This is a genomic window from Nocardiopsis sp. NRRL B-16309, from assembly GCF_001279585.1.
Classification (GTDB): Bacteria; Actinomycetota; Actinomycetes; order Streptosporangiales; family Streptosporangiaceae; genus Nocardiopsis.
Window position 1 is genome coordinate 23,228 of the sequence record NZ_LGEC01000063.1, and the last position, 22,003, is coordinate 45,230.

Sequence of the window (22,003 nt, forward strand, 5' to 3'; positions counted from 1 at the left end):
GGATGCTCCTGGCGCTGTCGCCTCGGGCGCGGTTCTTCTGGTCTTGCCGGGCCGCGCTCCGCGCTGGACGAGGCGGACGGAACATCGGCACCTCGCAGCGCGACTGCGCGAGATCTCCGCTTCGAAGTCGAATCCGTCCTGGGGGCGTCTTCTTAGGGGGTTATCAGGGCGAGACGACGAGCACGAGGAAGAGGCCCACTGATGACCAGACCCCACCGCCTTCACCTGGCACCACGGCCCTGGCCAGCGGACAATCCCACGGGCTGGAGCCACCCGGGGTCCTGCGCGGGGGTGTCCCAGCCTGGGGCGTATGCGGCGACCAGCGCCCCGACATCGGCCCCACCGCCCGGGGCGGGCTCAGTACCCCAGAGCGCGTCGACTGGGGTGGTCGGGCCGTCTGACGGCCCCATCCGGGCCAGCCCCGGTTCGCGGACCGAACGGCCGCACAGGGGGAATGGTGCGAAACCCCGTGAAACGGGCGGCAGGGCGAGGCTCTCCATGAATCCGGTGGGCTCCTGGTCGAATCCGCTTGACCACCTCTACGAGGTCGAGCGTGGATGCGTACTGCCCCGCAACACGCGGGGCCGCAAACCGTATCCGCGCAGTTCAGAGGTAGTGGAGAGGTGGGTCAGGTGAAGGGGACGACTCCGGTGACAATGGCCGAGGTCGGCTCGCTGCCGGTGGCGATGGACCCGGTGTCGGCCGGGCGGATGCTCGGCTTGGGCCGCACCACCACATACCGGCTCCTGCGCCAAGAGGCCTTCCCAGTGCCGGTGCGCCGGGCGGGGAGGGCGTGGGTGGTGCCGACCGCGGGGGTGTTGGCCTACCTCGGTCTGGACACGTCCGTCTTCCACCGCGGTGGCGGGTGCGGGTGCGGTGCGCGCGGTGACAACACGAAAGTCGAGGGCCGTTGATGGCTTCTCACGACGGGTCGGTATTCAAACGCTGCGGATGCAGGCACGAGGCCACGGGCAAGCTCCTGGGGGCGAAGTGCCCGAAGCTGCGCCGGGATGACGGGGCCTGGAACCCCCGCCACGGGGAGTGGGCGTTCCAGCTCGAACTTCCCCGCACACCCTAGGGCAAGCGCCGCCAGGCGCGCCGGGGCGGGCTCGCCACCCAGGACGAGGCCCAGTGGCAGATCGATCACGTCAAGGCGCTGCTGCGCCTGGCCGAAGGGGAGGCGGAGGTCCAGGTCCAGGTCGCCGATCTCGTCCAGCAGGCGTTGAAGGCCCGCCTCCCATTGCCAGAGGTGGCCGAGGTCAAACGCCGGATCGGCGTGGGGATACGCACCCGTGAGCGGATCCCGACCGTGGCCGAGTGGCTGACCGAATGGCTCGAGGGCAAACCGGACCTGGCAGTGAAGACCCGGGCCTCCTATGAGGGCCACATCCGTAAGTACCTCGTCCCGCACCTGGGCTGGGCCCGCCTGGACAAACTGACCTCGGGACAGGTCGAGGCCATGTTCACCGAGATCGAGGAGGGCAACCAGCGGATCCTGGAATGCCGCGAGTCGGCGGACGCCAAGATGCGGGCGTCGGTGAGGGGTCAGCGGGTGATCTCGCTGTCCACCAAGCACCGCATCCGCGCCACGCTGCGCAGCGCCCTGTCGGACGCGGTGCGAAGGCCGGACCTGCCGGTAGCGGTGAACATCGCCTCGCACGTGCGCCTGCCCTCGTGTGCGCGGAAGAAGTCGCTGGTGTGGACACCGGACCGGGTGCGCCAGTGGCAGGTGGACGGTGTGGTGCCGGGGGAGGTGATGGTGTGGACACCCCAGCAGACCATCACCTTCCTCACCCACGCGCGGAAGTACCGGTGGTTGTTCCCGATGTTCCACCTCATCGCGGTCAAAGGGCTGCGCCGGGGTGAGGCGGCGGGCTTGCCCTGGGCGAACACCCGCCTGAGCGACGGAGAGGCGGACATCCGTACCCAGGTGGTCACCCTGGGATGGAAGACGGTAACGACCACTCCCAAGAGCGCGGCCGGCCAGCGCACGATCACGTTGGACAAGGACACGGTGCGCGTGTTGCGGTCCTGGAAGCGCTTCCAGAACGAGGCCCGCCTCGCGGCGGGCCAGGACTGGACTGATTCAGGCCTGGTGTTCACCCGGTCCGACGGGGCGCCTTGGCATCCGGGGGATGTGACCCGGTGGTTCAACCGGGTCGTCAGGGCGGCGGGGCTGCCGCCGATTCATTTGCACGGGCTGCGCCACGGGGCCGCCTCGCTGGCGCTGGCCGCGGGGGCGGACGTGAAAGTGGTCTCCGGTGAGCTCGGCCATGCCACCACGCACTTCACCCAGGACACGTACCAGACGGTGTTTCCGGAGGTGGCTCGGGCGGCTGCGGAGGCGACGGCGGCGATGCTCAAACCCGTGAGCCGGTAGTGCGGTAGCCGGACCGGCGATCACACCAGGAGCTATACGGCCCTTCAGGCCCCAGGTCAGACCACGGCTTCACCCCGGCTGGCCTGGGGTTTCCCTGTGCTCGGGGTCATCATCCGATCGGATCAAAGGTCCTATGGTCAGTTCTCCGGTTGCTCTTCCATCCAGCGCTGCAGGACTTGCTCGCTGGTACGCGCGCCAGGCTGGTCGGGGCCGAGCACTTGTGTCTGGTCGCGTACAAGGACGGTGAGAAGTTCGACGGCCTGGGTGGGGTCACCGGACTCGTATGTCCACCAGGCGAGGTTGGCTCGGGTGGTGAGGGTGTGGGGGTGGTCGGGGCCCAGGACACGCAGGCGGTCGGTGAGGAGTTGTTCGTAGGCGGTGACGGCTCCTGCTGCGTCTCCGGCCTCCCCCCGCCAGCGGGCGAGGTTGGCTCGGGTGGTGAGGGTGTGGGGGTGGTCGGGGCCCAGGACACGCAGGAAGTCGGTGAGGAGTTGTTCGTAGGCGGTGACGGCTCCTGCTGCGTCTCCGGCCTCCCCCCGCCAGCGGGCGAGGTTGGCCCGGATGGTGAGGGTGTGGAGGTGGTCGGGGCCCAAGACACGTATTTGATCGAGCAGGAGTTCTTCGAGGGTTGTGGCGGCTCCTGCTGCGTCTCCGGCCTCCCCCCGCCAGCGGGCGAGGTTGGCTCGGGTGGTGAGGGTGTGGGGGTGGTCGGGGCCCAGGACACGTATTTGATCGAGCAGGAGTTCTTCGAGGGTTGTGGCGGCGCCTGAGGTGTCCCCTAATTCGCCTTGCCAGCGGGCGAGGTTGTGGCGGGTGGCGAGGGTGTCGGGGTGGTCGGGGCCGAGCACACGCAAATGGTCGGAGGCGAGTTCGGCGTAACCTCGGATGGCTCCTGCGGTGTCCCCTGCCTCCCCCCGCCAAAAGGCGAGGTTGTGGCGGGTGGCGAGGGTGTCGGGGTGGTCGGGGCCGAGCACACGCAAACGGTCGGAGGCGAGCTCGGTATAGCCTCGGATGGCTCCTGCGGCGTCTCCTGCCTCCCCTTGGCAGCGAGCGAGGTTGTGGCGCGCGCCGAGCGTTTCGGGGTGGTCTGGGCCCAGGTATCGGGGTGCGAGGTTGGCCGTGTTCTCCCAGTAGGTCACGGCCTCCCCCACACGTCCCGACTCCCCCAGACTGATGCCCGCGCGGAACAGCAACACGTGCTTCCCTGATTCCCACAGCCAGTCCTCACTGCAACGGCCCGCTACTCCATGGTGAGCGCGCAGGGCAGCGGTATTGCTGCGTAGCTGTTGTGCAAGGGCTGTGTCACGTTCATCCTCAGGCCATATCCCTGCGAGCGAGTCCGCCAGGGTGTGCACGCTATCCCGGTCGGGGCCAGTGGCGGCGTGTTCCCGGGCGGCGCGTTGCACAAGTTGGTGGGCGCCCACAAGAACGACACCTGATTCCGGTTCTGAGCAATCGGCAGGTGGGGTGGTGCGGTTGATCAGGTTCAGTCGGTGCAAGGCGGCCAGGGCGGCGCGGGTCTGATGCGGAGTCAGCGCGTGTGCATCAGGTAGGGACGTGGCTGGTTCGTGCGTGCGGCGGGCAGCCAGGTAACTCATGACCGGTGGCGTGGTGAGAATGTCTTCAGGGATGGCGTTGCCGTCCAGCAGCGCGATCAGTCCCATCAAGGGGCGGGCGACTCCTCGGGGGTGAAAGGTGTCGGCCTGGGTCAGGGACAGGTCCCATGTGGCAGCGAGTGGGGAGGGGTGCGTCCAGTCGGGGAAGACCTCCTCTAGTGTGCTCATGCGATCGTGGAACACTTGGAGGTAGTCCTCGCAGCCCAGGCCGAGTTCGGCCATGTAAGGGACGGCCTGTCCTAGGGCTAGGGGAAGGCGTCCCAGATCATGGGCGAGCGTGTCCAATTCTTCGCGGGTGTGGGCGATCCCGGCCGCGTCAAGGGCGTGGGCCAGGAAGGTGCGGGCTTCGTCGAGGGTATAGACGTCCACATCAAGTAGGTGGCGGCCCTGGACGGCGAGGGTGTGGTCGCGTCGACGGGTTGTGACCAACATCCGGCCGTGGGGCTGGTCGTGCGGGGGCCACAGATCCCGAACCTGGGCGGGATCGGTCAGGTCGTCCCACACGATGACCCAGCGCCGCTCTTGGTGTTTGGCGGGATCCTGGAGCCAGGTCAGGAACAGCTGCGCGGCGTCCTCGGGGTCCTCGGGCACGGCCGTGAAAAGGTGGCGGGCGGCCTGGGTGTAGGCGTAGGTGATCTGGTCGCGGCTGGAGGCGCTGGCCCAGATCAGGAGGTCGATGCGGTGTTCGGGGTCGGTGGCCTTGCGCAGGGTGCGGGCGTGGTGGGCGGCGAGCTGGGTCTTGCCGACCCCGCCTGTTCCTGACAGGACCTGGCGTGGGACCACGGTGCCGAAGTTATTCAATGCCTCATCGAGGTGGCCGGCGATGGCCCGGTGTTGGTAGTGGGCGGCTTCCTCGGGGATGGCTCCGACGCGGATCGGCCAGTCGACTTCGTGGTGGGGCAGGTGGAGGTGCTGCTCGTTGACGAACGGCCCGTGGAAGTCGCTGCCTCGATAATCGTTGTGGTTGCCCTGGTAGGAAGCGCTCATCGGTCCGAGTCCGGGTTCTCGTCGGATGTAGAGCGGTGGTTGTGTTGTTCGTTGACGAACGGACCGTTGAACGTGCCGCCGCGGAAGTCGTTGTGGTTGCCGCCGTAGGTGGGCTTGTCCACGCGCACGTCGCGTCCCTGGATGATGGTGCTGTCTCCGGAGACGTCTCCGTTCACGGTGTTGGCCACACTGCTTTCATCCTGGCCTGATGATGTGGGCGGCGGGGCGGATGGCTTGGGGGACGCGGCCCAGGTGATCGCGGTGGCCGCCAGCCACAGGGTTGCGGTGATGCTTGCGGTCCAGGCAGCGGCTTCCCATCCGTCGCGTGTGGTGGGGCCGCCTCCGAACCACAGTCCTGATACCAGGGCTGTGGGGATCGCGATGGCTGCGATCCCGGCCCAGATCCACCGTGCCTTGTTCATACCATCTGATTCTGGCGTGCGAAGCCCGAGAGCGTAAGGGCTTTGGGTGGATCGGCCGGTGCCGGCCGGTGTGTTGCGTACATGCTGGTGGTCTGTATGAGGGCTAGAACACCAGCGGGCTACCGCCTTCAGTGGGCCGAGATCAGTTGACGGGTTCGCCCTGACTGTCTGGGGCCGCGCTTTGAGCCCATCGACCAATCGGATCAAAGATCCGATGCAGTCAGACGCACTCTAGATTTGCATTTCTTTCCGTGAGTTTTGCTTTCTAATTGTTGGCGATTCCAATATTTCGGCCACCATGGAACACTAGGAGAATGTGTGGTGGACGCTATATTTTTCTTCCCGGAGGTTGGTTGTCTGGAGAAAATGAACTTTGTGTTTATCTTGCGCTCGATTTACTTCGGGTTGAGGTGGAGGATGCTGCGGTGATGAATGTTTCGGAATCTTTTTTTCGAGAGCGAAGTATTAATAACAAATGCGAAATTGAATCAGCGGAGGATCTGTGGAAGTGGTTAACTGAGTCAAGATACTGTGGGCTCGCTGGCTGGCGTCTGGATAGCGGGCAGAATTTGTTCTTTCGAGGGCAGGCGAGCATTGGCTTCGGTCTAACGTCTTCCTTGTATCGTCAGTGTCGATCATTTCGAAGAGAAAAAAGGGTAAAAGAGGAAGATCTTGGTCGTGCAGAAAGTGCCATTATTTCTGAAATGAGGAGGCAGGGGATTGGTCGAAGAATGACTGACGGACAACTCCTGATGGTGCTGCAGCACCACGGGATCCCTACGCGTTTGTTGGATGTGTGCGGGAGTCCGTTTGAAAGTCTATTCTTTGCGACCAATGAACTGCATCGACGGGATGGTTGCCTCTTCTTGATCTATCCGCATGGTGATAGGGAAGGTAATACTCTCAAGCTCTGGGGTAACGAAGCTCTACCGTGGGTTGATAGTTTCGGTGGCGGCGGCCCGGTTCCTCAGTGGACGTCTGCCGTCTACCTCGCCCCCCATAAGTCACTTGATCCTCGGATGCATGCCCAGAATGGACAGTTTTTAGTGGGTGGTCTTTCTCGCGTCTACTCGGGGCAGAAGATGAGACTGCTGGGGGTATCGCCTGATCAGAGTGGTGGCGAGTCGAGAGTCCCTGTGGAACTCGTTCCGGATGTATCTAGCTTGAATCTTAATTTCTTGAAGATTCAGACGCGTGAACCTAACTTCAGGTGGGGTGGCACTGCTTGGGTCCTAGTTGTGAAAGCCGAATGGAAAGAAGATCTTATGGAGAAGCTGCAATGCCACGATCCGGAAATTTCTCCTGATACGATGTACCCTCCACTCGGTGAGGTTTCGCGACTTGCTCGTTTTGTCGTTGATCGAGAACTTGTGTCAAACGAGAAGAATTAATGCGCCATGCCGGTGGCTGGTATCAACATTAAATCGAACTGATATATTGATTCATGCCAGATCCAGAAAAGCCGGTTCAGATTGATAGAATTAGAATCTGGCATGGCTATTTATCAATAATTTTTCCTTGCCAGAATTGCAAGGTCTGCTTCCTGCTTCGTGTCTCGGGATGGTTGGGGCCGATCACACGCTCTCGATCGCAGATCAGGGAGCTGAGAATCTCGATGCCCTTCAGGATATCACCAGAAAAATAGGCCCATCGGGCACGAATTATCTGTATGTCGGGGTGGTCAGATCCTAGGACGCGAACCGCGTCGGGAAGGAGTTCTTCGTAGGCCCGTACCGCAGCGGCGACGTGTCCAGCTTCGCCCTGGCAGTAGGCGAAATTACCTCGCGTGGAGAGGGTATGTGGGTGGTCGGGGCCCAGGACACGGATGCGATCCGCGAGCAGTTCTTCGTAGGCCTGAGCGGCTGCGGTGAAGTATCCGGTCTCGCCCTGGCAGTAGGCGAGAACGTGGCGTGTGGTGAGGGTGTGGGGGTGGTCGGGGCCCAGGACGCGTAGTTGGTCGGGGAGGAGTTCTTCGAGGGCTTGTGCGGCTGCGGCGGTGTCGCCAGCTACGCTCCGCCAGCGAGCGAGGTCTGCCCGTATGGAGAGAGTGTCAGGGTGGTCGGGGCCCAGGACGCGTAGTTGGTCGGGGAGGAGTTCTTCGTAGGCTTGTGCGGCTGCGGCGGTGTCGCCAGCTACGCCTCGCCAGCGAGCGAGGTCTGCCCGTATGGAGAGAGTGTCAGGGTGGTCAGAACCCAGGATACGGGTGCGGTCGGCGATCAGTTCATGAAGGTCCTGACCGGCTGCGGCGGTGTCGCCAGCTACGCTCCGCCAGCGAGCGAGGTCTGCCCGTATGGAGAGAGTGTCAGGGTGGTCAGAACCCAGATGGTGTTGTGCGGTGTGAGCCAGTTCCTCCCAGTACGCCACCGCCTCCCTTACTCGTCCCACTTCACCCAGACTGCGGCCTGTTCGGAACAGCACGGGATGGGCATCCATGTCCCAAAGCCATTCTTGTGAGCTGCGGCCGTTGACCGTGTAGTGGCTCTTGAGAGAAAGTGTGTTATCGCGCAGTTGCTGAGCCAAAGCAGTGTCGCGGTCCAGCTCAGGCCAGACGGCTATAAGCGAATCGGCCAGTGTGCGCACACTATGGCGTGTGGGGCGGGTTTGGTGGTGTTCGCGGGTGGCACGTTGTATCAGCTGGTGTACACGTACTACCGGTTCCATTGTCCCAGGGCCATATTGCGATGTTTCGATTGAGCGGGGGATGGTACGCGAAATCAGGTTGAACCTGTGAAGACACGTGAGCGCGGTTCGAACGTGCTGAGCATTCAGTCTGTCCTGTGACCGAGTGGGATGGCAGTCAGACAAGTACTTCAAAGTAGGGGGAGCTGTCAGCACATTTTCGACGATGGCGGAGCCGTCTAGAAGTGCAAGCAGGCCCATCAGGGGACGAGCTACACGTTGGGGGGTGTGGGTATCGGCTTGTTGGAGGGACAGTTCCCAAGTGGCGGCGAGCGAGGCAGGGGTGTCCCAGTCGGGGAACACTTCGTCCAGCGTGTTCATCCGGTCGTGGAACAGCTCTAGGTAGTCAGCACAACTCATACCGAGTTCGGCCATGTAGGTGACAGCTTGTCCTAGTGCCAGAGGCAGGTAGCCGAGGTCGCGGCTCAGGCAGTCCATTTCGATATGGGAGCGGGGGATTCTGATTTCGTGTAGGGCGCAAGTGAGGAAGGTGTGGGCTTCGGCGGGAGTGTAGACGTCCATGTCGATCAGGTGGCGACCTTGGGTGGACAGGGAGTGGTCGCGGCGTCGTGTGGTGACTAGGACTCGGCCGTAGGCTTGGTCGTACGGGGGCCAGAGGTCCTGCACAGCGGCAGGGTTGGCCAGGTCGTCCCAGATGACCAGCCACCGCCGGTTTTGGTGTTTATTAGGGTCGCTCAGCCAGGTCAGGAAGTGTCGTGCGGCGTCCTCAGGGTCTTCAGGGACGCGTGAGTACAGCTGCTGGGCGGCGTGGGCGTAGGCGGACGTAATGCTCGTACGGGTGGCCGCGTTGGCCCAAACCAGGACGTCCACTCTCCGCTCGGGGTCGGTGATGGCGCGCAGGGCGCGAGCGTGGTGGACAGCGAGCTGGGTCTTGCCGACACCGCCGGTGCCGGAGAGTACCTGGCGCAGCACCACGGTCCCGAAGCTGTGTAGGGCTTCGTCGAGTTGGTCGGCGACGGCGCGGCGCTGGTAGTGGGCTGCTTCTTCGGGGATAGCGCCGACGCGGATCGGCCAGTCAACCTCATGAGCAGGATGGTGAATGAGGTGCACGTCCCGTCCCTGGATGACGGTGCTACCGGAGATGTCTCCGTTCACGGTGTTGGCGACGTGACTTCGATCTTCGCTCGCCCTGTTCATACCATCTGATTGTGGTGCGTGAACCCCAGCGTGGTAAGGGGTCCGGGGTGAATCGGCCGTATCCGGCCCGGTGGGGCGACGGGGTGTGTACGGCGTCAGCAGTCCCTCCACGCGCCGTGGTTGGGTGGCTGGGGGGCGCTGGTGGGCGCACGCGGGGCGCGTCGACGGCCAGGGCCGCAGGGTCACGGGTTGGCAAAATGCTCCGCGAGGTCCCCGCCCACCTGTACTAGACCTTGCACTGGGGAGCACACACGGAGCAAAATCCGCCCCCAGGCGGGCCTCGTGCCTCGTCTGTTCGACTCGCGGACCCCGTTTGACCTGGGGTTTTGTGGCGCACCCGGCAGGATTCGAACCTGCGGCCATCGGATTAGAAGTCCGGTGCTCTATCCACTGAGCTACGGGTGCCTGATTCAATTGTCGCCCTCTGCGGCCGGCCGCGACCACGTCGTTACCCGTGGTGCGGTGGTGTTTCCGCATGTCGGAAGCGCCGGGGGCTGGGGGTGCGGCCTACGGTCGGGGATCCCCGTGTCGTGGCGCCTGTGGCGTACTGGTCAGACATTCTAGGGTATTCGTCAGATCTCGCCCACAGGTGGGCAAAGCCTCACCAACTACGGTGATTCGTAGTTGTCTCTCGTTACCACTCGCGTTCCACCAAACCGGTCGCTATGGACCCCGCGCACCACGTTACCGGTGATTAACTCCTGGTGCTGCGCTGCGCCGCTGGCGTTTCGTGATGTGTTGGGTCCGACCGGTGGCGGGTGGGTCGAGGGGGTCAGAAGAACCACCACTGACCTGCGGCGACCGTGGTGAGGATCCAGATGTGGAGCACCTGGGGGCCTCCCGTGGTGGATTGACTACTCTGAGTAACTATTGACTACGAAGAGTAACAATCGTTGGTCGGTCAGGTGTGGGACCCGGTCGGGGCGGCTGTCGGCGCGGCTACCGTGGTGGCGTGCGAAGTCTGGGTTTGGTGGCGGGGTTCCTGCTCGACGCGACGGTGCCGGATCCCCGACGGGGGCATCCCGTGGCGCTGTTCGGCCGTGCCGCGGGGTGGTGGGAGCGGAGGATCTACCGGGACGACGAGCTCCGCGGTGCCGCCTACGCGGTGTCGGCGGTCGCTCCCGTGGCGGTGCTCGGGGCGGCGGCCGAGCGCGGCGGTGTGGCGGCTACCGCGGCCGCCACGTGGGCGTCGCTCGGGGGCAGCATGCTCGCCAGGGAGGCGGAGGGGGTCGCCCGGGCCCTGGAGTCGGGGGACCTGGAGGGCGCCCGTTCCCTGGTGCCGCGTCTGTGCGGACGCGATCCCGCCGGCCTGGACGAGGCGGGGATCGCGCGCGCCGTGGTCGAGTCGGTCGCCGAGAACACCTCGGACGCGGTGACGGGCCCGTTGGTGTGGGGTGCCCTGGCCGGAGTGGGCGGGCTGGCCGGGTTCCGCGCGGTGAACACGCTGGACGCCATGGTCGGCCACAAGAGCGAGCGCTACCGGCGATTCGGGGCGGCGTCGGCGCGGTTGGACGACATCGCCGGCTGGGGCCCCGCCCGGCTGACCGCCGTGCTGGCGGTCCTGGCAGCGCCCGTCGTCGGCGGCGACGTCGGTCGGGCCTGGCGGATCTGGCGCAGGGACGGCCACCGCCACCCCAGTCCCAACTCCGGGCAGTGCGAGGCCGCCTTCGCCGGGGCGCTCGGGCGGACCCTGGGCGGGGTGAACGTCTACCAGGGACGCGAGGAGCGGCGCCCGGTGATGGGGGAGGGGCCCGCGGTGGACACCGCCGACATCCGGCGGGCCGTCCGGCTGGCCCGGGCGGTGAACGCCGGGGCGCTGGCGGTGGCGGCCGGTGTGGCGCACGGGCGCGGGTAGTCCCGCCCGCCGCTCTCACGGCTCCGGCTCCCGGGGCCGCCGCCCGTCCTAGGACACCTTCGTGCGCGGGCGCCGCGCCCCCGGGTCGACGGGCCCGGGGACGGTGCGGTCAGGCGGCGAGGCTGCGCGCGTAGTTGACCTGCTGGTTGATGTGGAAGGCCGCGCCCGGGTTGCTGACCGGGATGGAGGTGGCGTGGTAGTGGCCGTGCCCCTGGACGGTCACCTGGACGTGGCCGGACGTCTTCTGGTCCTTGACCAGCAGGAACAGCAGGCCCAGGAGGCAGGTCCACCAGAAGACCAGGATGGCGGTGATGATCGCCCACGTCGGCGTGCTGTGCTCGGTGCGGCTCATGTCGGTGACCGTCCACACGGTTCCCCTGATCGGGAAGCGCCCGGCCGGGGTGATCACCATGTTCTGGGAGATGGCGATGTCGCCGATGGTGGCGACCGGTGCCTCGTTGGGGACCGGGGGTCCGGCGCCGGCGGGCTGGTAGCCGCCGGTGCCGTAGGGCTCGAGCGCGCCGCCGTGGTACTGCTCGGGGGGAAGGCCCCATCCGGGGGTCTCGCCGCCGGGCTGCTGCCAGGGCTCGCCCGGGCCCGGGTGGGGTTCGGGGTGCTGGTTCATGGGCCGATTGTGTCAAAGAGCCCTGAGCTGTAGGGCGGTACCGGTCGAATCATTCGTGCGCCCGCGCAGATGGGCCGGGTGCGGCGCCGTTGTTGTGGCCGGATGTGGCCAATCACGACTCCTCGTGTCGGGGCTGGTGCGTCCTGTGCCGGTGCGATCGCGGCTGGATGTGGCGCTCGTCACTTCAAACCGGCGAGTGGTTCGCTCTCCCGCCCCGGGGTGTGGGAGAAACGTGAAAGTCTTTCGCGATTTCCTACCCGCACGTAACATTCCGCTGATCCATCGCCCGCACCCCCAGGTGGTGAAGCACGTGAGACCCCCGTACCCCCGACGGCTCCGCACGGGTGCCGCAGGCGCCGCTCTGATCGTCGCGGCCGCCGCCGCGGCCACACTCCCGAGCACGCCCGCGGTCGCCGAACCCCCGCCCGACTACTGCGCCCCCCACGGCTGCCACGACATCGTGCCCCCGGGGCAGAACGGCAGCGCGACCCTCGTCGAGATCCTCGGCCACCAGGCCTTCGGCACCCGCCCCCGGCACTCCTCCAGCCAACTCGACATGTACGACGACCTCGTGCACCACTACGACGGCCTCACGGAGGAGGGCCTGGACGACTTCTTCCTCGACGCCGGCTTCGGCGTCGACCCCGACGACGTCGGCCGCGAGTACCAGCCGCGTGAGGACGTCACCATCACCCGCGACCGGGGCCACGGCATCCCGCACGTCGAGGGCACCACGCGTGAGGGCACCATGTACGGCGCCGGGTACGCCGCCGCCGAGGACCGCCTCTTCCTCATGGACGTGCTCCGCCGCGTCGGTCGCGGTGAACTCACCTCCTTCGCCGGGGGCGCGGCGGGCAACCGGGCCCTGGAACAGGACCTCTGGCGCTCCGCGCCCTACACCGAGGAGGACAAGCAGGCGCAGATCGACCGCGTCGCCGCCTCCGGTGACCGCGGGGCCCAGGCCCTGGCCGACGTCGACGCCTACCTGGAGGGCGTCAACGCCTACATCGAGGAGGCCGACGGGGACCGCACCTTCCCCGGCGAGTACGTCCTGACCGGCCACAAGGACGCCATCACCAACGCCGGTGAGATCGAGCCGTTCACCCCCACCGACGTGGTCGGCATCGCCGCCATGGTCGGCGGCATCTTCGGCGGGGGCGGAGGCGGCGAGGTCCGCGCCGCCGTCGTGCGCGCCAACTTCCTGGACCGCTACGGCGCGGAGGAGGGCGCCGAGCTCTACGCCGCCTGGCGCACGGAGAACGACCCCGAGGCCGTGGTCAGCGTCGACGGCGAGTTCCCCTACGCCCAGACCCCCGACGAACCCGTCGGCGAGGCCGTCCCCGACCCCGGCTCGGTCGAGCCCTACGGCATCGTCCACGACGAGCACGGTTCGGCGGCCGACGAGGCCGCGGCCGAACCTCTGGCCCAGTCCGTCGAGGAGCCGGCCGCGCCGGAGGACCCGGCCCAGCCGCCCACCCTGGACGACCTCAGCGCCGCCGACCAGGAGGAACTCGACCAGATGGTGGAGGACGGCGACCTGTCGGAGGCCGAGGGCCTGTTCAACGACGGCGTCCTGCCCGACGACTTCCTCGACCCCCGCGGCATGTCCAACGCCCTCCTGGTCTCGGGCGAGCACACCGAGAGCGGCAACCCGGTCGCCGTGATGGGTCCGCAGACCGGGTACTTCTCACCGCAGCTGCTCATGCTCCAGGAGCTCCAGGGGCCGGGCATCAGCGCCCGCGGCGCCTCGTTCGCCGGCGTGAGCTTCTACGTCCAGATGGGCCGCGGCGTCGACTACGCCTGGAGCGCCACCTCGGCCGGCCAGGACCTCACCGACACCTTCGCCGTCGACCTGTGCGAGAACGACGGCTCGACGCCCTCCACCGACTCGCGCGCCTACGTGGACTCCTCCGGTGACTGCGTCGCCTTCGAGGAGCTCAGCGTCACCAACGAGTGGTCGCCCACCGTCGCCGACCAGACCCCCGCCGGCGGCTACACGCTGACCTCCCTGCGCTCGGAGTTCGGCCTCGTCGAGTCGTTCGCCACCGTCGACGGCACGCCCGTGGCGTTCACCTCGCTGCGTTCCACCTACCGCCACGAGGTCGACTCCATCATCGGCTTCCAGCGGTTCAACGACCCCGGCGAGATCACCTCGGCCGCGTCGTTCCAGGACGCGGCCCACGACATCGGCTACGCCTTCAACTGGCACTACGTCGACGACGAGGACATCGCCTTCGTGAACTCCGGCGCGAACCCGGTCCGCGTCGAGGGCACCAACCCCACGATGCCCATCGACGCCTACGCGGGCGTGGGCTGGTCGGGCTGGGACCCCGTGACCAACGACGCCGACCTGCACCCGAAGGAGGACCACCCGCGGGCCGTCAACCCCGACTACATCGTCAACTGGAACAACAAGCCCGCGCAGGGCTACACCTCGGGCTGGTCCACCGGCTCGGTCCACCGCGGCGACCTGCTCGACTCCCGGGTGTCCGCGCTGGTCGAGGACGGGCACGCGTTCACCACGGCCTCCCTGACCCAGGTGATGATGGCGGCCGGGACGGCCGACCTGCGTGCCCAGGAGGTCCTGCCGCGCCTGCTGGAGGTGATCGGCGCCCAGGAGGTGGACGACCCCGACCTCGCCGCGACCGTGGCCGAACTGCGGGCCTGGCACGAGGCCGGATCGCTGCGCCGCGAACCCCGGCGCGACGCCGGGTACTACGAGCACGCCGACGCGATCCGGGTGATGGACGCGTGGTGGCCGCTCCTGGTACGCGCCCAGTTCGAACCGGGACTCGGCGAGGACCTGTACACCGAGCTGACCCGCGCGGTCCAGGTGGACGAGTCGCCCTCGGGCGCGATCGGCGGCGGTGAGGCCGGCAGCGTCAACCAGGCGCAGCCGCACCGCGGATCGGCCTTCCAGTACGGCTGGTGGTCCTACGTCGACAAGGACCTGCGCACGGTGCTCGGCGAGGACGTCCAGGGACCGCTGGGCGGTGAGGCCTACTGCGGGGACGGCGATCCGGACGCCTGCCGTACCGTCCTGCTGGACAGCCTGTCCGAGGCCGCCGCGGTCCCCGCGGGCCAGGTCTACCCGGGCGACGCCCACTGCTCGGCCGGTGACCAGGTCTGCGCGGACGCGGTGATCCACCAGGCGGTGGGCGGGATCGGCATGTGGCCGATCGCCTGGCAGAACCGGCCCACCTACCAGATGGTCTACCAGTTCTCCGGTGGGCGTTAGGGGGCGGTGAGGCGAGGCCGTGGCCGGCTCCTGCTCCAGGGCCCGGCCACGGCCCGCCCGTGGCTCGGGGCCAGGGCTCCTCCGGACACGCCTCCGGTGGTCCCGGTCGGCGGCCCCGGGTTCCGGGCGGCTCGCGCGAAGGGCGTTCCCGGTGTCGCTTCGGCGGCGGATGTCGACGGCGCACGGGATTCACGTGCTTCGTAGGGCTTGTGTGGGTAGCGTAAGGATGACACGAAACGTAGCGGGAGGGCCCAAGGACGATGCCCGCTTGGCTGATCTGGATCATTCTGGCCGTCGCACTCGGAGTCGCCGAGGCGCTGACGCTGACGTTCGTGTTGGGCCTCGTCGCGGTGGCCGCCCTGGTCGCCGGACTGCTCGGTGCCATCGGCCTGCCCGTGGTCGTCCAGATCATCGGCTTCGCGGCCACGTCCGCCGCCGGCATCATCCTGGTCCGGCCCATCATGCAGCGGCAGATGCGCAGGGAGCCCGACGCGCGTTCGGGGGCCGCCGCGCTCATCGGCCGATCCGGGGTCGTGCTCCAGGAGGTCGACGGGGACAAGGGCCTGATCAAGCTCTCCGGGGAGGAGTGGTCGGCACGGTGTATCGACGAGGACCTCGTGATTCCGATCGGCGCGCACGTCGACGTCATGGAGATCGACGGGGCCACGGCGGTGGTCTACCCGCGTGAGGCCCTGCCCGAGTCCCACACTCCCGAGCCATAGCCACGACCTCTAGGCCAGGTGCCCGACATGATCGATCCGGCTATCCCTCTCATCATCCTCGCCGTCCTGTTCGTCGCGATCGCGCTGTCCGCGATCCGGATCGTCCCCCAGGCGAGGGCGTACAACATCGAGCGGTTCGGCCGCTACACCAGGACGCTCAACCCCGGCCTGAACTTCATCGTCCCGGGGGTCGACCGGGTCAACACCAAGTTCGACCTCCGTGAGCACGTCTTCACCTCGCGGCCGCAGCCGGTGATCACCGAGGACAACCTGGTCGTCAACATCGACACCGTCCTCTACTACCAGATCACCCAGCCCAAGGCCGCGGCCTACGAGGTCGCCAACTTCCTCCAGGCCATCGACCAGCTCACCGTCACCACGCTGCGCAACGTCATCGGCTCGATGGACCTGGAGAAGACCCTGACCTCCCGCGAGGAGATCAACACCCGGCTCCGCGGGGTGCTCGACGACACCACCGGCAAGTGGGGGATCCGCGTCAACCGGGTGGAGATCAAGGCCATCGACCCGCCGCCCACCATCAAGGAGGCGATGGAGAAGCAGATGCGGGCCGACCGTGACAAGCGGGCGGCGATCCTGCACGCCGAGGGTGAGCGGCAGTCCCGGATCCTCAAAGCCGAGGGCGCACGGCAGCAGGCGATCCTGGAGGCCCAGGGCGACCAGCAGGCGGCGATCCTGCGGGCCGACGGTGAGGCCAAGGCCGTGGAGCGCGTCTTCCAGGCCGTGCACGCCAACAACGCGGACGCCAAGCTCCTCGCGTACAAGTACCTGGAGACGCTGCCCAGCCTGGCCCAGGGCGAGGGCAACACGTTCTGGGTGATTCCCGGTGAGCTCACCGAGGCGGTCAAGAACGTCTCGCACGCCTTCGCCGGGGACTCCGCCGAGACCAAGCCGTCCACCGAGAAGGACGGCCGGGAGTCGGAGCGCGGCCCGGCCGAGATCACGGGACCGGACCCCGCCCAGTCCGCGTCGGCCCAGGCCGCGGTGGACGCGGCCGAGCAGGCGGAGAAGGCCGTGGCCGACGCCCGCGACGACGTGCGCAGGGCCGGGGCCAGGACCGGGAGCGTACCCGAATCGCGTGAGGAGCCCTAGCCACGACCTCTGGACGCGGGCCTGTGGAGGGGCCGCCGGACCGACCGGGCCGCGGCGCCCGGCCGGTCCGTGGCGGGGTCAGGTGAGCAGCAGCTTGCCGGTCGTGCGCCGCGCGGCCAGGTCGGCGTGGGCCCGGCCGGCCTCGGCCAGCGGATAGCGCCCGCCGACGCGCACGTCCAGGCGTCCCGCGCCCACCAGGGCGAACAGGTCGCGGCACCGGCCCAGGAGCTCGTCACGATCGGCCACGAAGTAGGAGAGCGAGGGCCGGGCGAGGTACACCGACCCCGCCGAGTTGAGCCGCTGCGGGTCCACGGGCTCCACCGCGCCACTGGCCTGGCCGAACAGCGCGAGCACACCGCGCGGGCGCAGCGAGGCCAGACTCGCGTCGAACGTGTCCCGGCCGACGCCGTCGTACACCGCGGCCACGCCCTCGCCGCCGGTCAGGTCGCGGACCGACTCGGCCACCGGGCTCTCGGTGTAGCGGATCACCTCGTCAGCGCCCGCGGCGCGGGCCACGCGCTCCTTCTCCTCCGTGGACACGGTGCCGATGACGCGGGCGCCGCGTTCCTTGGCGAGCTGGGTGATCAGAAGGCCCGTCCCACCGGCGGCCGCGTGCACCAGGACCGTGTCGCCCTTGGCGACCGGGTGCACCGAGTGCGTGAGGTAGTGCGCCGTCAGGCCCTGCAGGAACAGGGCCGCCGCCTGGTCGGCGGAGACGTCGTCCGGGAGCGGCACGAGCAGGCCGGCGCCGACCACGGCCCGGTCGGCGTACCCGCCGGGGGCCATCGCCCAGCCGACCCGCTGGCCCACCGACAGGTCGGTGACACCCTCGCCCACCGCGGCGACCACTCCGGCGGCCTCCATGCCCGGCACGAAGGGGAGGGGGACGCTGTACGCCCCGCTGCGCTGGTAGATGTCGATGAAGTTGACCCCGCGCGACTCCACGTCCACGAGGGCCTCGCCGGGGCCGGGGGCCGGATCCGCTTTCTCCGTCAGCCGCAGGACCTCGGGTCCGCCGTGTTCCTCGATGACGATGGCGCGCATGGTCCACCTCTCCTCGTCTGGTCCGTTCCCCGCATCATGACAGGACGGACCGGCCGCCCGACAGCACGGCCCGGTCCCGCGTTCGCGAGCACGGCGGTGCCCCGGCCCTGTCCCCGGTGCGGGGCTCCCGGCCCTGCCACTCCTCGCTACTCCTCCAGGATCTCGTGCACCGAGAACGCCGTGTAGAGCACTCCCAGCAGGTCGTTGCCCGGACCCGGCCGTGTGACGAGACCGACGCGGCGGCGGTCGTCGGGTTCCTCCGCGTCGTCGGGCAGGGGCTCGGGGTCCACGGTCGTCAGCGCGTGCTCGCCGTTGACCCACATGGACAGTTCCATGACCGAGTCGCCCTCCTCGCGCTCCCGCAGGGTGCACGCGAGGGAGACGGTGTTGGTGGGGACGGACTCGACGTCGAAGTCGTAGGCGTCACCGCCCGCCCCGTCCCCGGACGCGCCGCGCGCCGACTCGTCGAAGAGGGGGTAGGGCTCGTACGCGGGCACTTCGGTGGTCTGGCTGAGGGTGCGGTCCCCCTCGCCCTCGTGCATGCGGCGGATCTCGGCGCGCTCGCCGTCGTAGCGCAGCAGCGCCTCGTACTGGCTGCGGTACTCCTCGCCTTCGTTGTCCCAGCAGCGCACGCCCAGCGTCGCCTGCTCGGGTCCCTCGGCCACGTACGCGGTGGTGCTCACCAGCACCCGGTCGGGCAGGGGCTGGTCGCGCTCCAGAGGCACCACCTCGCCACGGCTGGGGCCGGACTCGGGGTCGAACGCCAGCACGACACCGCTCTGCTCGGCCCAGTAGCCGTCCGACTCCCCGACCTCGAACGTGCCGATGGACCACCCGGGGTCGGTGGTGAAGTCGGTGTTGTAGATGGAGACGGTGTTCTCCGGAACCGGGGTGTCCCGGCCCAGCCACAGCGCCGTTCCCGCCGCGGCCACCAGGACGAGGGCGCCCACGGCGCCGCCGACCGCCATGAGTCTCCTGCGCGCGCCACCGCCGTCGGGCCGGGGCCCGTCGGAGCCCGCGCCGGTCGGCAGGCCAGGACCCCCGGGGCCGCCGCCCGGACCGCCGGGCCCGCCCGGACCCGCGTAGGCGGCGAAGCCCGCCTGGCCGTGCGCGGGGGACTGCGCACCGGGCATCCGCTGGGTCACGGGCGGAGCCGGGTGGCCGCCCGAGGGACCGTAGTGCCCCGGCTGTCCAGGCAACGGTGGGTATCCCGGTTGAGCCTGCTGAGCCTGCTGAGCCTGCTGAGCCGGTTGAGCGTGCTGAGCCTGCTGGACCGGGCCGCCGTGGTGGCCCGCGTGCGCAGACGCCTGCGGCGGGTACCCGACCTGGCCCCGGCCCTCCTGGGGGCCCGAGGGCGGTCGGCCCTGGGTGTGCTGCTGGACGTGGGGAACGTGGGGAGCCGGGCCGGGTGCCGCGGCCGGGGGCTCCGCACCTCGCGACTCCGTACCTGGGGGCTCGGCCGACTCGGACGGCTCCGGCTCCCGGTCGGGCGCCGCCGGCGGGGCACCGGGAACGGCGGCGGAGGACGGCGGCGCCCACGAGGTCGTGATGGTGCGGCGCACCTCCGCCTCCACCGGATCCTCCTGGCCGACCAACCGGGCGAGGATCTGCTGGGAGCTCGGGCGCTTCTCCGGATCCTTGTCCAGCGCGGCGGAGACCAGGTCGAACAGGCTCGGGTCCAGCCCGTCGAGCCGGGGCGGTGCCGAGGAGATGTTGTGCAGCACGGCGGGCACGGTGTCGGCGTCGAAGGGCGCGCTGCCGGTCCCCGCGAAGGCGACCAGGCAGCCCCAGGCGAAGATGTCGCCCGCGGGGGTGGGCTGACGGCCCATGATGAGCTCGGGCGCCATGTAGGAGGGCGTGCCCATGAGCTGACTGGAGCGGGTGACCGCGCCCCCGGTGCCGTCCAGGGCACGGGCGATGCCGAAGTCGATGACCTTCGGTCCGACCGGCGAGAGCAGGACGTTGGCGGGCTTGAGGTCCCGGTGGATCACCCCGGAGCCGTGGATGGCGGTGAGGGCGGCGGCGACGCCCATCGCGAGGCTCTCCAGCGTGCCCCCGGTCATGGCCCCGTCCGCGCGGACGGCCTCGTCGAGGTTGGGGCCGGGGACGTACTCCGAAACGATGAAGAGGGGGTCGCCGTCCAGGCGCGCGTCGATCACACCGGCGGTGGAGAAGCGGGCCACGCGGCGGGCGGACTCCACCTCTCGGGCGAAGCGGCGGCGGAAGGCCTCGTCGTCGGCCAGGTCCGGGTGGATGAGCTTGACGGCGACGGTCCGTTCGGCGGTGTCCTTGGCGAGGTAGACGGTGCCCATGCCGCCGCGACCGAGGCGGCTGACGATGCGGTAACCGTCGAGTTCGCGCGGATCCCCCGCGCGCAGGGGCTTGCCGCTCTGGTGGCCGTTCGACGTCACAGGTGGGGTCCCTCGTATGGATCGGGTGATGCGCGGCTAACAGCGTATCCAGGCCGACACGCCGTCTCGCTTCTGGGCTGGTGGGGGCGTTCGGGGGTCAGCCGGTCACGGTCTCGTGCGGGACGGAGACCTCGGAGGGGCCTCCGGCGTTGTGGCGGACGGGCCCGGTGTCCGTCACGTGGCCGGGCGGGCGGACGCCGTCCGCGTCGGCGGCCCCGGTCCGCGGCTCCTCGCCGCCCGCACGGTCGAACAGGCCGAGGGCCAGTGCCGCGATCAGCAGGAGGGCCGCGACCAGGAGGAGCGCCGCGGCCCCGGCGACGCCGACCACGAGCAGACGGCGGCGCCGGCGGGCCGGGGAGTCCGGGTCCGAGCCGCCTCGGGGTGAAGAACCCGAGTCCGAGCCGCCTCGGGGCGGGGAGATCTCCGGGGGCGCCGGGCCGTGCGGGGGCGTCGCGTGAGCGGAGGATCCCGCGCCGTTCCGGGCGCGCGAGGCTTCCGGCGTACTCGGGGCGGCCGGGGTCGTGAGAGGAACCGGGGTCGCGGGAGTCCCCGCCGACACACGCCCTAGCTGTGCGAAGTCGCCCGCCGGGGCGTCCTCCGGCGCGGTTTCCTTCGGGTCGGCTTCCGGTTCAGGGCCGTCCGACACGGCATCCTCCGGCTCCGGAACCTCCGGCCCGGATCTCTCCGGACCAGGTTCCTCTGGCCAGGGGCTCTGCGATCCGGCTTCCTCCGGCCCGGTTTCCGCTGGCCCCGGGACTTCCGCCTGCGCTTCTTCCGGCCTCGCTTCCTTTGCTCTGGGGCCTCCCGAACCGGCTTCCTCCGGCCCGGCTTCCACTGACCCGCGGCCCCGCGCCTCCGGGCCCGTATCGCTCCCGGGACCGGCCCCGGGCCAGGAGAGGCCGATCGCACGGGCGACGTCCGACTCCGCTGCGTCCACCAGGCCGACGAGCCCGTCCACGAGCTCCTGGGAGGTGGGACGGGACCGCGGGTCCTTACCGAGCGCGGCGACGACCGCCTCGCGCAGTGTCGGATCCAGGCCGTCGAGCCGGGGCGCGGTGCTGGAGATGTTGTGCAGGACCCCGGGCACGGTGGCGGCGTCGAAGGGCGCGCCGCCGGTCCCGGCGAAGGCGACGAGGCAGCCCCAGGAGAAGACGTCGCCCGCCGGGGCCGGCGGCTGGCCCGCGATGAGCTCCGGCGCCATGTAGGAAGGTGTGCCGACCAACCGGCGGGACCGGGCGGCCCCGTCCCCGGCGCCGTCCATGGCACGGGCGATGCCGAAGTCGACCACCTTCGGTCCCGCGGGCGAGAGCAGCATGTTCGAGGGCGTGAGGTCGCCGTGGACGGTGCCCGAGCGGTGCACGGCCGCGAGCGCCGCGGCCACGCCCAGGGCCACCGAACCCAGGACACCGTCGCTCATGGGGCCGTCCGCGCGCACGGCCGCGGACAGGGTCGGCCCGGGCACGTACTCGGAGGCGACGTAGAGCACCTCGCCCTCCCACCGGGCGTCGACCACGGCCGCGACGGAGGCGCAGGCCACACGGCGCGCGGACGCCACCTCACGGGCGAAGCGCGCGCGGAAGGACCCGTCCTCGGCGAGGGCGGGGTGGATCAGCCTCAGCGCCACACGGGTGCCCGTGGGGGACTCGGCGAGGTGGACGGTGCCCATGCCGCCTCGGCCGAGGCGGCCCAGGACGCGGTACCCGTCCACGTCGCGGGAGTCACCCGGTCGCGGGGGTCCGGAGCTGTTCGACATCTG

13 protein-coding genes and 1 tRNA gene are annotated in these 22,003 nt (G+C 69.0%); 6 read left to right on the plus strand and 8 right to left on the minus strand.

The window, feature by feature from the left end; translation table 11 throughout:
* Nucleotides 1-1,138: 1,138 nt before the first annotated feature.
* Nucleotides 1,139-2,380 (plus strand): site-specific integrase, encoded by a 1,242-nt coding sequence (locus ADL05_RS09125; RefSeq protein ID WP_053616449.1) that lies wholly within the window; start codon nucleotides 1,139-1,141, stop codon nucleotides 2,378-2,380.
* Nucleotides 2,381-2,517: 137 nt separating this feature from the next.
* Here ADL05_RS09125 and ADL05_RS29515 read toward each other — a convergent pair whose 3' ends face one another.
* Both ADL05_RS29515 and ADL05_RS30425 read right to left on the minus strand, forming a co-directional pair.
* Nucleotides 2,518-4,983, minus strand: coding sequence for a tetratricopeptide repeat protein (locus ADL05_RS29515; protein ID WP_082376219.1), 2,466 nt, complete (start codon nucleotides 4,981-4,983; stop codon nucleotides 2,518-2,520).
* A complete protein-coding gene (locus tag ADL05_RS30425) occupies nucleotides 4,980-5,405 on the minus strand; it encodes a hypothetical protein (RefSeq protein ID WP_156365781.1) in 426 nt (141 codons plus the stop codon). The genes ADL05_RS29515 and ADL05_RS30425 overlap by 4 nt, the downstream gene beginning before the upstream one ends.
* A 314-nt stretch (nucleotides 5,406-5,719) precedes the next feature.
* Here ADL05_RS30425 and ADL05_RS29520 point away from each other — a divergent pair, with 314 nt between their 5' ends.
* Complete coding sequence (locus tag ADL05_RS29520) at nucleotides 5,720-6,796, plus strand: FRG domain-containing protein (RefSeq protein WP_082376220.1); 1,077 nt, start codon at nucleotides 5,720-5,722, stop codon at nucleotides 6,794-6,796.
* Nucleotides 6,797-6,902: 106 nt separating this feature from the next.
* Here ADL05_RS29520 and ADL05_RS29525 read toward each other — a convergent pair whose 3' ends face one another.
* Entirely contained in the window at nucleotides 6,903-9,242 is a 2,340-nt protein-coding gene (locus tag ADL05_RS29525) for a tetratricopeptide repeat-containing protein (protein WP_197285737.1), read from the minus strand.
* 329 nt (nucleotides 9,243-9,571) lie between these two features.
* Nucleotides 9,572-9,647, minus strand: a tRNA-Arg gene (locus tag ADL05_RS09145).
* Nucleotides 9,648-10,194: 547 nt separating this feature from the next.
* Between ADL05_RS09145 and ADL05_RS09150 the strand changes: the two genes are divergently transcribed.
* Nucleotides 10,195-11,097 (plus strand): cobalamin biosynthesis protein, encoded by a 903-nt coding sequence (locus ADL05_RS09150; RefSeq protein ID WP_082376222.1) that lies wholly within the window; start codon nucleotides 10,195-10,197, stop codon nucleotides 11,095-11,097.
* A 109-nt stretch (nucleotides 11,098-11,206) separates the two neighbouring features.
* On the opposite strand, the gene ADL05_RS09155 is transcribed toward ADL05_RS09150, so the two are convergent.
* Nucleotides 11,207-11,722: a hypothetical protein gene (locus ADL05_RS09155; RefSeq protein ID WP_053616452.1), complete on the minus strand. Its 516-nt coding sequence runs from the start codon at nucleotides 11,720-11,722 to the stop codon at nucleotides 11,207-11,209.
* A 310-nt stretch (nucleotides 11,723-12,032) separates the two neighbouring features.
* Between ADL05_RS09155 and ADL05_RS09160 the strand changes: the two genes are divergently transcribed.
* From ADL05_RS09160 to ADL05_RS09170, 3 genes are all read left to right on the plus strand, one after another.
* The gene (locus ADL05_RS09160) at nucleotides 12,033-14,960 is read left to right on the plus strand and encodes a penicillin acylase family protein (protein WP_053616453.1); all 2,928 of its coding nucleotides are present in this window, start codon (nucleotides 12,033-12,035) and stop codon (nucleotides 14,958-14,960) included.
* A 260-nt stretch (nucleotides 14,961-15,220) separates the two neighbouring features.
* Nucleotides 15,221-15,682 carry an NfeD family protein gene (locus ADL05_RS09165; RefSeq protein ID WP_053616454.1) on the plus strand — a complete coding sequence of 154 codons (462 nt, stop codon included), beginning with the start codon at nucleotides 15,221-15,223 and terminating at the stop codon, nucleotides 15,680-15,682.
* 30 nt (nucleotides 15,683-15,712) lie between these two features.
* Nucleotides 15,713-16,792, plus strand: a complete 1,080-nt coding sequence (locus ADL05_RS09170; protein ID WP_053616492.1) for an SPFH domain-containing protein — start codon at nucleotides 15,713-15,715, stop codon at nucleotides 16,790-16,792.
* 78 nt (nucleotides 16,793-16,870) lie between these two features.
* Here the strand turns inward: ADL05_RS09170 and ADL05_RS09175 are convergent, their stop codons facing one another.
* The 3 genes from ADL05_RS09175 to ADL05_RS30430 form a co-directional block, all read right to left on the minus strand.
* Nucleotides 16,871-17,836, minus strand: a complete 966-nt coding sequence (locus ADL05_RS09175) for a quinone oxidoreductase (RefSeq protein ID WP_053616455.1) — start codon at nucleotides 17,834-17,836, stop codon at nucleotides 16,871-16,873.
* Nucleotides 17,837-17,982: 146 nt separating this feature from the next.
* Nucleotides 17,983-20,247: a serine/threonine-protein kinase gene (locus tag ADL05_RS09180; RefSeq protein WP_053616456.1), complete on the minus strand. Its 2,265-nt coding sequence runs from the start codon at nucleotides 20,245-20,247 to the stop codon at nucleotides 17,983-17,985.
* A gap of 97 nt (nucleotides 20,248-20,344) precedes the next feature.
* The gene (locus ADL05_RS30430) at nucleotides 20,345-22,000 is read right to left on the minus strand and encodes a serine/threonine-protein kinase (protein WP_053616457.1); all 1,656 of its coding nucleotides are present in this window, start codon (nucleotides 21,998-22,000) and stop codon (nucleotides 20,345-20,347) included.
* Between the last annotated feature and the right edge of the window lie 3 nt (nucleotides 22,001-22,003).